General features: G+C 56.9%; 10 protein-coding genes and 1 pseudogene. 5 read left to right on the top strand and 6 right to left on the bottom strand.

Translation table 11 applies throughout. The annotated features are described in order from the left end of the window. The 3 genes and pseudogenes from HMPREF9538_RS29670 to HMPREF9538_RS18090 form a co-directional block, all read left to right on the top strand. Positions 1 to 280, top strand: a 280-nt coding sequence (locus HMPREF9538_RS29670) for a SelB C-terminal domain-containing protein (protein ID WP_009484612.1), incomplete at its 5' end; no start/stop codon positions are given. A 42-nt stretch (positions 281 to 322) separates the two neighbouring features. Continuing rightward, a pseudogene (locus tag HMPREF9538_RS31025) lies at positions 323 to 415 on the top strand (IclR family transcriptional regulator); the annotation flags it as partial. 109 nt (positions 416 to 524) lie between these two features. Beyond that, positions 525 to 1,010: a 4Fe-4S dicluster domain-containing protein gene (locus tag HMPREF9538_RS18090; protein ID WP_002922360.1), complete on the top strand. Its 486-nt coding sequence runs from the start codon at positions 525 to 527 to the stop codon at positions 1,008 to 1,010. Between the two features lie 42 nt (positions 1,011 to 1,052). Here HMPREF9538_RS18090 and avtA read toward each other — a convergent pair whose 3' ends face one another. Together avtA and HMPREF9538_RS18100 are read right to left on the bottom strand one after the other, a co-directional pair. Next, entirely contained in the window at positions 1,053 to 2,309 is a 1,257-nt protein-coding gene (gene avtA / locus HMPREF9538_RS18095; RefSeq protein ID WP_002922359.1) for a valine--pyruvate transaminase, read from the bottom strand. A 170-nt stretch (positions 2,310 to 2,479) separates the two neighbouring features. Further along, entirely contained in the window at positions 2,480 to 4,513 is a 2,034-nt protein-coding gene (locus HMPREF9538_RS18100; protein ID WP_009484611.1) for an alpha-amylase, read from the bottom strand. A gap of 314 nt (positions 4,514 to 4,827) precedes the next feature. Here HMPREF9538_RS18100 and HMPREF9538_RS18105 point away from each other — a divergent pair, with 314 nt between their 5' ends. Then, complete coding sequence (locus tag HMPREF9538_RS18105; RefSeq protein WP_004188166.1) at positions 4,828 to 5,646, top strand: protein bax; 819 nt, start codon at positions 4,828 to 4,830, stop codon at positions 5,644 to 5,646. A gap of 38 nt (positions 5,647 to 5,684) precedes the next feature. Here HMPREF9538_RS18105 and xylR read toward each other — a convergent pair whose 3' ends face one another. The 4 genes from xylR to xylF form a co-directional block, all read right to left on the bottom strand. Then, positions 5,685 to 6,863 carry a D-xylose utilization transcriptional activator XylR gene (gene xylR / locus HMPREF9538_RS18110; protein WP_009484610.1) on the bottom strand — a complete coding sequence of 393 codons (1,179 nt, stop codon included), beginning with the start codon at positions 6,861 to 6,863 and terminating at the stop codon, positions 5,685 to 5,687. A gap of 232 nt (positions 6,864 to 7,095) precedes the next feature. After that, entirely contained in the window at positions 7,096 to 8,277 is a 1,182-nt protein-coding gene (gene xylH / locus HMPREF9538_RS18115; RefSeq protein WP_002922349.1) for a xylose ABC transporter permease XylH, read from the bottom strand. Beyond that, positions 8,255 to 9,796, bottom strand: coding sequence for a xylose ABC transporter ATP-binding protein (locus tag HMPREF9538_RS18120; protein WP_002922346.1), 1,542 nt, complete (start codon positions 9,794 to 9,796; stop codon positions 8,255 to 8,257). Before HMPREF9538_RS18120 ends, xylH begins: the two co-directional genes overlap by 23 nt. Positions 9,797 to 9,860: 64 nt before the next feature. After that, a complete protein-coding gene (xylF, locus tag HMPREF9538_RS18125; protein ID WP_004152040.1) occupies positions 9,861 to 10,856 on the bottom strand; it encodes a D-xylose ABC transporter substrate-binding protein in 996 nt (331 codons plus the stop codon). Positions 10,857 to 11,350: 494 nt separating this feature from the next. Between xylF and xylA the strand changes: the two genes are divergently transcribed. Further along, complete coding sequence (gene xylA, locus HMPREF9538_RS18130) at positions 11,351 to 12,673, top strand: xylose isomerase (RefSeq protein ID WP_002922139.1); 1,323 nt, start codon at positions 11,351 to 11,353, stop codon at positions 12,671 to 12,673. Positions 12,674 to 12,697 lie beyond the last annotated feature (24 nt).

Here is a 12,697-nt window from a genome sequence, read left to right as displayed (position 1 = left end):
CCCCGGGGGCGGGGGGGGGGCGCGCGGGGGGGCGAGGCAGGGGATGATTACCGCGATCGTCAAGGATCGTTACTACCGCAACGATCGCATTGTGCAGTTCGCCCAGCGGGTGCGCGAGCTGGATCGGCTGCGCGGTTCAACCTGCGCGGCGGATTTCCGCGATACCTTAAACGTCGGGCGGAAGCTGGCGATCCAGATCCTGGAGTATTTCGATCGGATTGGCTTCACCCGCCGTCGCGGTAACGATCATATCCTGCGCGATAAGGCGTTGTTCCGGTAATCATTAACGTCGGCTCCCCGGCGGACTTCGTGCCGGGGAGCTGGCGAAAAGAACTTGTTAAAACCACTACGTGAGACCGCCGAAGCAATTTCGCGTGAGCTGGGTTTCACGGTGCGTGAAGCGTCAGGCAAATGACCACATCCTGCCGGCCATCTGACAAAAAACAGCGCTGATTCCATTCAGGATCAAAGCGCGGGCAGGGGATATTCTGGCACCCTGCGGTTTTATCCCCAGGGAGCAGAGGATGAACCAGTTTCTTATTGCCAATGCCCAGCGGTGCATCGGCTGTCGTACCTGCGAAGTGGCCTGCGCGGTGGCGCACCAGCAGGCGCAGGATGTCGCCGCCCTGTCGACGAACCATTTCGCGCCGCGTATCCGGGTGGTGAAAAGCGGTGACATATCGACGGCGATGGCCTGTCGGCAGTGCGAGGATGCGCCCTGCGCCAGCGTTTGCCCACAGGGGGCGATTCAGCGCGACAATGACGTCTGGTGGGTCGACCAGCGGCGCTGCATCGGCTGCAAAAGCTGCATGGTGGCCTGCCCGTACGGCGCGATGACCGTTACGGTAATGAACCAGCAGGCGCAGGCGTTGAAATGCGATCTATGCCATCACCGCGCCGAAGGCCCGGCCTGCGTGGCCGCCTGCCCGACGCAGGCGCTGCGGGTGATGGTTCCCGCGGAGCTGGAAGCGCTATGCGCGCAAAAACGCCAGCGGCTGGCGCTGGCGTGAATGGGGTCGCTGACGAACGTTACCCGCCCGCGGCGTCAGAGATTATGCTTCCTGTTCGCGCCAGGCAAATTCAACCTCTTCGGCGAGGATTTTCACTCCGGCTTCGATTTTTTGCGGGTCCGGTACATAGTTCATGCGCATACACTGGTGGGTGTGCGGCCACGGTTTATCCAGACCAGGGAAGAAGTAATCCCCCGGCACCATCAGCACGCCGCGCTTTTTCAGCCGCTGATACAGCAGCTCGGTGGAGATCGGCAGATCCTTAAACCACAGCCAGAGGAAGATTGCCCCCTCCGGTTTGTGAATAAGGCAGCGCTCCTCCGGCAGATAGCGGCGAATAATGGCGATGGTTTCCTGCACCCGCTGGTAATAGAAGGGCTTGATCACCGTCTCTGACAGGCGCAGCAGATCCTGTCGTTTAATCATTTCGCACATCATTGCCGGCCCGATGCCGCCAGGGGCGAGGCTAATAATGCCGTTCATGTTGCTGATGGCGGTGATGATTTTTTCGTTGGCGATGATAATCCCGCAGCGGCTGCCCGGCAGGCCCAGCTTGGACAGGCTCATACACAGCACGATGTTCGGATTCCACAGCGGTCGGGCGTCGCTAAAGATAATGCCCGGGAACGGTACACCGTAGGCGTTATCAATCACCAGCGGGACCCCGTGCTGATTCGCCAGCGCATCCAGTTTGATCAGCTCTTCATCAGTGATGACGTTGCCGGTCGGGTTGGTGGGGCGCGAGACGCAGATCATCCCGGTCTCTTCCGTCACCTGCAGATGCTCAAAATCAACATGGTACTTAAACTGGCCTTCCGGCAGCAGTTCGATGTTCGGCCGGGTGGCAACGAACAGATCCTCTTCCAGACCGGCATCGGCGTAGCCGATATATTCCGGCGTCAGTGGGAACAGTACCTTACGGGTGGTGCCATCTGCCCGACGGCCTGCAAACAGATTAAATAAGTAGAAAAATGCGCTCTGACTGCCGTTTGTTAGCGCAATATTCTGTGGTTCGATCTCCCAGCCCAGCTCGTCGCGCAGCATGTTCGCCAGCAGAGCCAGCAGCTCGCTTTTGCCCTGTGGACCATCATAATTACAAAGCGCATCAAGGGCTTTGCCATTATCCAGCATGTCGGCCAGCAGCTGCTGGAAGTAGTCATTCATTTCCGGGATCTGAGCGGGGTTGCCGCCGCCCAGCATAATAGCGCCCGGCGTGCGCAGACCGTCATTAAGGTCTTCCATCAAGCGGGTGATGCCTGAATGACGGGTGAATTTGTCGCCGAAAAGGGAAAATGTCATCGCGAATAGTCTATCGGTGGTTCTGGAAAGTGGCTAACCATAACGCCAGCGCTGGCGTGGTGCAAATCGGCGGGAGGAGGCGGGTTTTTATCTTTATCCTGTATATTGCTATTTTGTTAGCATTTTGTTCTAAATGGTGGCTCCCCGCAGGGCGGAGAGCCACCTGTGGATTACTGCTGCTGGCCGGCCCAGATGACCATCACTTTGTCTTCACCGCTCTCACGCACGAACCCGTAACCACGCGACATCGACAGCGTTGTCTGTTTGCCCATGCCGATTGCCGGATGGCGAGCGCGGAACTGGCCGATCTTCTGCCAGTGGGTAACGCTGCGGGCCGCCTTGCCGTTGACATCCTGCCAGTTCATCTCCGAGCGGGTACCCTGCAGCGGGTCCGAGCCGGTGGGGCCGAACGGGCGCGATGATTCGTCGCCATAGAAAATCTGCACGGCGCCAGGGGCCAGCAGCAGTAGCTCCGCCGCGGTGGTGCCGCCTTCGCGGAACAGCCGCGTATCGTGCGAGGAGAGGTAGCTCAGGACGTTAAAGCTCTGCAGCTTGTCCGCCATTTGCTGCCAGGTGAGGTCAATATTGGCCATACAGGTCGCCGCTTTCGCCGCCTGGTCCTGGTAGTCGAAATTGATCATCGCATCAAAACCGTGGCGATAATAATCGCTCTGCATCACTCCATGTCCCCACGCTTCGCCGGTCATCCAGAACGGCGCCGCATCCAGCGCTTTATCCGGATTGGCTTTCTTCCACTCTGCCAGCGCGGCGGTGGCCTGGGTTTTTAACTGCTGCCAGGCGTCCATCTCCACATGTTTGGCGGTATCGACGCGGAAGCCATCGATGCCGTAGTCACGTACCCACTGGCTCAGCCAGTGTGTCAGATAGTCGCGCGGCGTATAGCCCGGGATCGCTTTCGCTGCGGTGTCTGGTTTATGGCTATAGAAGTTCGGCAGGCCTGAGATCTCCTTCGATTCGGTTTTCAGGTCCGGCAGGAAGGCCAGCGACATGGTGAGATCGTCATAGCCCGGATTGTCGTAATCGCCGATATCGGTGCGGATCCACTTCTTACCCCACCATTTCTCCCACCCGGCTTTGTCGCTGAAGTTGATATAGTCGTTAAAGCTGTGCCAGGTCTGTCCCGCGCCCGGCTTCCAGTCCGTCCAGCGCTCGCCGAGAGTTTTTTTCAGCTCATCTCCTTGCAGATACAGGGAGCCGAACTGGAACTCCTGCATATCGGCCAGGGTGGCGTAGCCGGCATGGTTCATCACCACGTCGAACAGAATACGTATTCCGCGCTTATGCGCTTCATCCACCAGTCGGCGGAGATCCGCTTCGGTCCCCATGTTGGCGTCCAGTTTCGACCAGTCCTGGGTGTAATAGCCGTGGTAGGCGTAGTGAGGGAAATCGCCCTTCGTGCCGCCGCCGACCCAGCCGTGGATCTGCTCGAGCGGGGAGCTGATCCACAGGGCGTTAACTCCCATCTGCTGCAGATAATCCAGCTTGCTGGTTAATCCCTGCAGGTCGCCGCCGTGGAAGGTTCCGATCTCCTGCATGCCGTCTTTATGGCGACCATAGCTGTTGTCGTTGGCCGGGTTACCGTTTACGAAGCGATCGGTCAGGACGAAGTAGACGGTGGCATTGTGCCAGTCAAACGGCGCCGGGGCGGCCGTCTCGGCGCGCTCAAGCAGCAGTAGGCCATTGCTGCCGAAGGCGGGCTGCAGGGTGATTTTGCCGCCGCTGACGGTCGCGACATTACCGCTGTAGAAATCGCGGACCTTGCTGCCCTCGGCGAAGGTTTTGCTGACGTCGATGGTCAGAGGTTTTCCGTCCCACTTCGGACACTGGCGGATCTGCGGCGCCGCGGCGCTGGTCTCTTTTTCCTCCAGCGAAATCATCATCGTTGGCGTGCCGGAACGGGTATCCACCTCCAGGGTATACAGACCCTGGCGGAAGATGCGCCATTGCGGCGGTGTGCCGCGACAGGGCTCCATGGACAGCATCTGGTTGAGCTTAATGCCGCCGGAAGGCTGCCAGCACTGCTGGTCAAAATTTAGCTGCAGGGGACGTGTACCCTTCTCAACCACTTTCTGGCTGATGAATCGGCCGGTCCCTTCTTCGGTAAAAGCAGGAAAGTCGGTGGTAGTCCAGGCGGCAAAAGCCATCCCAGGCACGAATAACGTGGCAAGCGCAGCGAGTTTCATTGCGAGATCCTGTGAGCGGTTTTTATCTAGTGTGCCTTGTCGCCGCGCGGGTGAACTCCTCCTGACGCGCGTTTTACCAGGAGGATGAAAAGGGGTGAGTGACACCGCTCAAAAAATAGGCTAAAAATGAGACGAAGCTAGCATTTTCGCGCTGGCGATGCGCCGCAGAAACCGATTTCAGATGACAGCAATTCGGAATTGGACTATTTCTGTTGATGCCCTCAGTGCGTATTTTTGATACTATTAGCGATTCAGCTATCGTTTTTTTGTGAAAAACAAGGTGTTGGAATGCATATATCCGACCAGGAGACCTGATGATATCGAATCCCATACGACGATATGGGGCCGCCATACTTATGTTACTAACCTGCATCTTTTCAGGTAGTGTGTTGGCGACAACGCACACAGCAACAAAGAGTCATAAAGCCCCAACGGTAAAGAAGATAAGTAGTACTAAGGTAAGCAGTAAACAAGAGTATTCTCGCAATAGTGTAAAGAGCAGTTCACTTCCTGACTTGCGAAAATACCCTTCCGGGACACCAAGGAAAAAAGCGTTTCTCCGGACGGTCATGCCTTATATTACCAAGCAGAATCAGGCGATTACTGCGGATCGTAACTGGCTTATTTCCAAGCAGTACGATGCTCGCTGGTCACCGACTGAGAAGGCGCGCCTGAAGGATATCGCTTCCCGTTATAAGGTGAAGTGGTCAGGCAATACGCGTCATGTGCCCTGGAACGCGCTGCTTGAGCGTGTCGACATTATTCCGAACAGCATGGTGGCGACCATGGCGGCGGCGGAAAGTGGCTGGGGTACCTCCAGGCTGGCGCGCGAGAATAACAACCTGTTCGGCATGAAGTGCGGCGCCGGTCGCTGCCGCGGCGCGATGAAAGGTTACTCGCAGTTTGAGTCGGTAGAGCAGTCGGTGCAGGCTTACGTAACAAACCTGAACACCCACCCGGCCTATTCTTCTTTCCGCAAGTCGCGCCTGCAGCTGCGCAAGGCGGATCAGGAAGTAACTGCCAGCACCATGATCCATAAGCTGAAGGGGTATTCGACCAAAGGGTCGAGCTACAACAACTATCTCTTCGCGATGTATCAGGACAATCAGCGGCTCATCGCCGCCCATCTGTAATCCGGATGCCCGGCCTTGTCGCCGGGCATTTTTTTACCCTACAGCATCACCTCGCTGTGCCGATCGCGGTACTCCTTCGGCGTCACGTCGTACTCCTTCTTAAACACCGAATAGAAATATTGCAGCGATGGATAGCCGCACATCTGCGAAATCTCATTGATCGACAGACTAGTTGACACCAGCAGGCTGCGCGCCTTTTCCAGTTTTTCGCTGTGAATCACCGTGTGGATGGTCTCCCCGACCTCCTCTTTGAAGCGTTTTTCCAGATTAGAGCGAGAGATGCCCACGGCGTCGAGCACCTGTTCCACCTTGATGCCTTTGCAGGCATTGTTGCGAATGTAATGCATCGCCTGTATCACGGAGGGATCGTTTAACGACCGGTAGTCGGTGGATCGTCGCTCAACGACGCGCATCGGCGGGATCAGCTGGCGCTGCAGCGGGAGGGCCTCGTTATTCAACAGCCGGTGGAGTAATTTTGCCGCCTGATAACCCATCTGGCGGGTGCCCTGGGCGACAGAGGAGAGGGCGACGCGAGAGAGATAGCGGGTTAGCTCCTCGTTATCGATGCCGATAACGCACAGTTTCTCTGGCACCGGGATATGCAGTAGCTCGCAGGCCTGCAGGACGTGGCGGGCACGGGCGTCGGTGACGGCGATGATGCCGGTTTGCGGCGGCAGGGTTTGCAGCCAGTCGGCGAGCCGGTTTTGCGCGTGCTGCCAGTTCTCCGGCGCTGTCTCCAGCCCCTGGTAGACCACGCCGCGATACTTCTCCTTCGCGACCAGCTGGCAGAAGGCATACTCGCGCTCTCCCGCCCAGCGTTTCCCGCTGGAGGTGGGGAGTCCGTAAAACGCGAAGCGGTGCACCCCTTTTTCCTTCAAATGGAGAAAAGCGCTTTCCACCAGCGCGGCGTTGTCGGTGGCGATATAGTGGACCGGCGGGTACTGCTCTGGCTGATGATAAGATCCGCCGACGCCGACGATGGGCACGTGGACATCGGCCAGCAGCTTTTCGATTTCGGGATCGTCATAGTCGGCGATAACGCCATCGCCCAACCACTCTTTGATGTTTTCGATGCGTGCCCGAAAGTCCTCTTCAATAAAGATATCCCATTCCAACTGGGAGGCCTGCAGATACTCGCCGACACCTTCAACTACCTGGCGGTCATAAGCTTTGTTGGCGTTAAATAACAGCGTAATACGGTGACGCTTTTCAAACATAGATAATGTTCCTGCTCTAACCCCGGTCATACCCCTTCATTCAAGATGTTGCCGATGGCCTGACTTACCACTCATCCCGGCCACGTACGCCGGTACGCGGCCGGGGGCGCCGTCTGCAACCCGAATGATGTTGGGTATACACTACCGGCTAATGCCCGAGATATTTCAAGCGCCTTATGGCGAAGTTTGGCGGTAGCGCAAAGAATTCAGACATTCTTCAGAGAGTCTCTCCTTATGCGCGCCGCTTGGTGGCAGAGTCCATCCACACCGCCAGCAGCAAAATGGCGCCTTTAACGATATATTGCCAGAAGGTGGCGACGTCCATCATGCTCATACCGTTATCCAGGGCCGACATAATAAACGCCCCCATTACCGCCCCGGCGACGCTGCCGATGCCGCCCGCCAGGCTGGTGCCGCCGATGACGCAGGCGGCGATGGCGTCCAGTTCGGCGATATTGCCCGCCGAAGGCGACCCCGCGCCGAGCCGTGAGCTGAGGATTAGCCCGGCAATGGCGACCATCAGGCCGTTAATGGCAAACACCGCCAGCTTGGTACGCTCGACGTTAATCCCGGACAGACGGGCCGCCTCCAGGTTGCCGCCGATGGCGTAGATGCGGCGACCAAAGGCGGTGCGGGTGGCCATAAACAGGCCCGCCAGCAGCAGGGCGGCGAGGATCAGCACCGGGGTCGGTACGCCGCGATAGTCATTGAGCAGCCAGATTGCGCCCAGCACAATCACCGCGGTAATGGCCTGGCGGCCGACGGCGGCGGTGGAGGACGAGGTCGCCAGACCTAACGCCTGCCGGCGCATCCGCCCGCGCCACTGCCAGACGATAAACACCGCCATGCCGACAACGCCGATGCCGAAGCCGATGCCGTCTGGCAGGTAGCTTTGGCCGATCTGCGACATCGCCGGACTGGTGGGCGAGACGGTGGTCCCGTTGGTGATGCCGATCAGAATGCCGCGAAACGCCAGCATCCCGGCAAGGGTGACGATAAACGAGGGCACCTTGCGATAGGCTACCCACCATCCGTTCCACGCGCCGAGCAGCAGGCCCATCACCAGCGTCACCAGAATGGTGAGCGGCAGCGGCCAGCCGAGCCAGACGTCAAAGATCGCCGCAGCGCCGCCCAGCAGCCCCATCATCGAGCCAACGGACAAGTCGATTTCTGCCGAAATAATCACAAACACCATGCCGACGGCGAGGATGCCGGTGATGGCCGTCTGCCGCAGCAGGTTGGAGATATTGCGTGCGCTCAGGTAGGCGCCATCGGTAACCCAGGTGAAAAACAGCATAATGACGACGATGGCGGCGATCATCACGAAGACCTGGAGATTCAGCCCTTTTAGCGCCGGCAGGGCCGCGGGGGCGGTTGGGGTGAGTTTGATTTCAGACGACGTGTTCTTCGACATGGCGTTCGCTCCTCAGCGCGGCTTCCATCACCTGTTCCTGGGTCAGATGTTGATTAACCAAATTGGCTTTTAGTCTGCCTTCGTGCATGACCAGCACCCGATCGCTGAGACCGAGCACCTCGGGCAGTTCGGATGAAATGACAATGACCGCGATGCCCTGCTGCACCAGCTGGTTAATCAGTTTATAAATTTCATACTTCGCCCCGATATCGATGCCACGGGTGGGTTCGTCGAGGATCAGAATGCGCGGATTGAGCAGCAGACAGCGCGCCAGAATCGCCTTTTGCTGGTTGCCGCCGCTCAGACGGCCAATCGCCAACTCCGGCGAGGAGGTTTTAATTTTCAAACGCTGAATGGACTGCTGAATGCAGTGCTGCTCGGCGGCGTCGTCCAGGCTACTCATTGCGCCGGTGAACTGGTTGAGCGCCGCGAGGGTAATGTTTTTGCCCACCGCCATCACCGGCACGATGCCGTCTTTTTTGCGGTCTTCCGGCACCATGGCGATGCCGTGGGCAATGGCCTGCTGGCAGTTAGAGATGCTCACCGGCTGGCCATCAATAAAGATCTCCCCTTGCCAGCGCCCCGGCCAGACGCCGAACAGGCACTGTACCGCCTCGGTACGTCCGGCGCCGACCAGCCCGGCGATGCCGAGGATTTCTCCGCGACGCAGGGAAAATGAGACGTCATTGACCCGTTTAATATGGCGGTTTACCGGGTGCCAGGCGGTTAAATGTTCAACCCGCAGGATCTCCTCGCCGTGGGCGTGCGGCTCGCTGGGATAGAGCGCGGTGAGCTCGCGGCCGACCATCATAGTGATGATATCGTCTTCGCTCATGCCGCTGGCATCGCGGGTGCCGATGTGCTGGCCGTCGCGGATCACGCAGATCGTATCGGAGATCGCTTTGACCTCATTGAGCTTATGCGAGATATAGATGCAGGCGATATCGTGGTTTTGCAGATCGCGAACGATCGCCAGCAGCGTCGCGGTTTCTTGTTCGGTTAAGGAGGCGGTCGGTTCGTCGAGGATCAGCAGGCGAACCTGTTTATTCAGCGCCTTGGCGATCTCCACCAACTGCTGCTGACCAAGGCCGAGGTCGCCGACGCGGGTATCGGGCGAAATGGGCAGATTGACCTGCGCCAACAGCTTCTGACAGCGCAGCGTCATGGTTTCATAATCCAGCAGACCATGGCGGGATATCTCGGCGCCGAGGAAAATATTCTCCAGCACGGTGAGATGTTTCACCAGCGCCAGCTCCTGATGAATAATGGCGATGCCTTTGCGTTCGGTATCGCGAATATGGTTTGCCTGCAGCGTTTCGCCGGCAAAAATAATCTCGCCCTCATAGCTTCCGTGCGGATAGATACCGCACAGCACCTTCATCAGCGTCGATTTCCCCGACCCATTTTCACCGCATAACGAGACCACCTCGCCTGCGTTCAGGCGCAGGCTGACGTTATCCACGGCTTTAACAGCGCCGAAGGTTTTGGTGATGTTCTTCATTTCGAGTAGCCAGGTCATAAAGACTCCGCAACAGTGATATCCGGCGGGATGAAAATGACGCCCCGCAGCGGGGCGTCAGCCATTACAGTTCACTCTTTTTATGGAAACCGTCTTTAATCACCGTGGCGTCGATATTCTCTTTATTCACCTCAATTGGCGTTAACAGGCGCGAAGGGACGTCTTTTAAGCCGTTATTCAGCGTGGTATCGGCCTTCGGCTGCTTATCGTTACCCAGCTCAACGGCGATTTCAGCGGCGTTGGTGGCCAGGGTGGTTATCGGTTTATAGACGGTCATCGTCTGGGTACCGGAAATAATGCGCTTCACGCCCGCCAGGTCAGCATCCTGACCGGAGATCGCCACTTTGCCGGCCAGCCCCTGGGCGGTTAAGGCCTGGATGGCGCCGCCGGCGGTGGCGTCATTGGAGGCGACCACGGCATCGATCTTGTTATTATTCGCCGTTAGCGCGTTTTCCATTATTTTCAGCGCGTTCTCCGGCAGCCAGCCGTCAACCCACTGATCGCCGACAATCTTAATTTTGCCATCATCGACATACGGCTTGAGAACCTTCATCTGTCCGGCGCGGAACAGTTTAGCGTTATTATCCACCGGCGAACCGCCCATCAGGAAATAATTACCCTGCGGCACTTTGTCGACCAGACTTTGCGCCTGCATTTCACCAACTTTTTCATTATCGAAAGATATATAGAAATCAATGTCGGCATTATTAATCATACGGTCATAGGCCAGGACTTTAATACCTTCCTGCTTGGCTTCTTTAATAACGTTACTGAGTACCTGGCCGTTATAAGGAATAATGACTAACACATCGACGCCGCGGTTGATCATGTTTTCAATTTGCGACATCTGCGTTTCTTCATTGCCATTAGCGGACTGGACAAAAACTTTGGCGCCTAAGGATTCCGCTTTATTGACGAAAATATCACGGTCTTTCTGCCAGCGCTCCAGACGCAGATCGTCGATGGCCATGCCAATCTTCACTTCTTTCGCCATCCCCGCCATGCTGGCGAGCAGGAGGGAGCTGGCGCAAAGCGTAAGGCAAAGGTTCTTTATCTTCATAATAACGATACCTTTTTTGTAAGGGTAGGTAAGACGAACGGAAAATAATGTTTGATACATGAGGTTGCGGATACGTTACAGATTCTTAACGCGGAAAGCAGGGCTGGCAATTACCGGTTCTTATTTTGCCGTTATGAAATTTCGTTTAATGTGCAAATTATGACGGCGATCGTATTTTATTCATGCACGCTCTTATTATTGCACTGGACTGTCTCTGACAGAGCGGCGCAACGGCGACTGGATATTATTTTTGCGAGCTGGCGCACGTTTGTGGATTCTCTCAATGGCGGTGTGAAATAACGTAATTGAGGAAAATGAAAGCGAAATTCTATATTGGCTTAAACCCGTCATACTTCAAGTTGTAGGTGGGTTGGTGACATTCGTTGCTCCGCCCCTGGTTACCGGGGACTTGCGCTCCTGCCGCCTTCCTGCAACTCGAATTATTTAGGGTATCTGATTGGTTATTCGCCGCATCTCTGAATATGGAGTTCTCTATGCAGACCTATTTCGATCAACTCGATCGCGTTCGTTACGAAGGCCCGAAATCCACTAACCCGCTGGCTTTCCGTCATTACAACCCGGATGAACTGGTGCTGGGCAAACGGATGGAAGATCATCTGCGTTTTGCGGCCTGTTACTGGCACACCTTCTGCTGGAATGGCGCCGATATGTTTGGCGTGGGCTCCTTTGATCGTCCCTGGCAGCAGCCTGGCGACGCCCTGGAGATGGCCAAACGCAAAGCCGATGTGGCGTTCGAATTCTTCCATAAACTCAACGTGCCTTACTACTGCTTCCACGACGTTGACGTCTCGCCGGAAGGCGCTTCGCTCAAGGAGTACAGCAATAACTTCGCCCGGATGGTCGAGGTGCTGGCTGAGAAACAGCAGCAGAGCGGCGTGAAGCTTCTGTGGGGGACCGCAAACTGCTTTACCAACCCGCGCTACGGCGCCGGCGCGGCCACCAACCCGGATCCGGAAGTATTTAGCTGGGCGGCCACCCAGGTGGTCACCGCCATGAATGCCACCCATCAACTGGGCGGTGAAAACTATGTGCTGTGGGGCGGTCGCGAGGGCTATGAAACCCTGCTGAATACCGACCTGCGCCAGGAGCGTGAGCAGATTGGCCGCTTTATGCAGCTGGTGGTGGAGCATAAGCATAAAATCGGCTTTAAAGGCACGCTGCTGATTGAGCCCAAACCGCAGGAGCCGACCAAGCATCAGTATGACTATGATGCCTCTACCGTTTACGGCTTCCTCAAACAGTTTGGTCTGGAAAAAGAGATTAAACTGAATATTGAAGCTAACCATGCCACGCTCGCCGGCCATTCGTTCCATCATGAAATTGCGACGGCCATTGCGCTGGGGCTGTTCGGCTCCGTTGACGCCAACCGCGGCGATCCGCAGCTGGGCTGGGATACCGACCAGTTCCCGAACAGCGTCGAAGAGAACGCGCTGGTGATGTATGAAATCCTCAAAGCGGGCGGCTTCACCACCGGCGGGCTCAACTTTGATGCGAAAGTGCGCCGGCAGAGCACCGACAAATACGATCTGTTCTATGGTCATATTGGCGCGATGGATACCATGGCGCTATCGCTGAAGGTCGCGGCGCGGATGATTGAGGACGGCGAACTGGATAAGCGCGTGGCCAGACGCTACGCCGGCTGGAACGGTGAGCTGGGGCAGCAGATCCTTAACGGGCAGATGACCCTGAGCGATATTGCCCAGTATGCCGCTCAGCATCAGCTGGCGCCGCAGCATCGCAGCGGCCAGCAGGAACAACTGGAAAACCTGGTCAACCATTATCTGTTTGACAAGTAATCATACGGCGGCGCCCGGGGGGAG

Origin of the sequence: Klebsiella sp. MS 92-3 (assembly GCF_000195655.1) — a bacterium.
Lineage (GTDB): Bacteria > Pseudomonadota > Gammaproteobacteria > Enterobacterales > Enterobacteriaceae > Klebsiella > Klebsiella pneumoniae.
This window is presented reverse-complemented; position numbering and strand designations above follow the sequence as displayed.

Bases quoted from the DNA above. Each gene is read 5' to 3' on its own strand.
- xylF (WP_004152040.1), bottom strand. From the start codon at position 10,856: ATGAAGATAAAGAACCTTTGCCTTACGCTTTGCGCCAGCTCCCTCCTG.
- HMPREF9538_RS18120 (WP_002922346.1), bottom strand. From the start codon at position 9,796: ATGACCTGGCTACTCGAAATGAAGAACATCACCAAAACCTTCGGCGCT.
- HMPREF9538_RS18090 (WP_002922360.1), top strand. From the start codon at position 525: ATGAACCAGTTTCTTATTGCCAATGCCCAGCGGTGCATCGGCTGTCGT.
- xylR (WP_009484610.1), bottom strand. From the start codon at position 6,863: ATGTTTGAAAAGCGTCACCGTATTACGCTGTTATTTAACGCCAACAAA.
- avtA (WP_002922359.1), bottom strand. From the start codon at position 2,309: ATGACATTTTCCCTTTTCGGCGACAAATTCACCCGTCATTCAGGCATC.
- HMPREF9538_RS18100 (WP_009484611.1), bottom strand. From the start codon at position 4,513: ATGAAACTCGCTGCGCTTGCCACGTTATTCGTGCCTGGGATGGCTTTT.
- xylH (WP_002922349.1), bottom strand. From the start codon at position 8,277: ATGTCGAAGAACACGTCGTCTGAAATCAAACTCACCCCAACCGCCCCC.
- HMPREF9538_RS18105 (WP_004188166.1), top strand. From the start codon at position 4,828: ATGATATCGAATCCCATACGACGATATGGGGCCGCCATACTTATGTTA.
- xylA (WP_002922139.1), top strand. From the start codon at position 11,351: ATGCAGACCTATTTCGATCAACTCGATCGCGTTCGTTACGAAGGCCCG.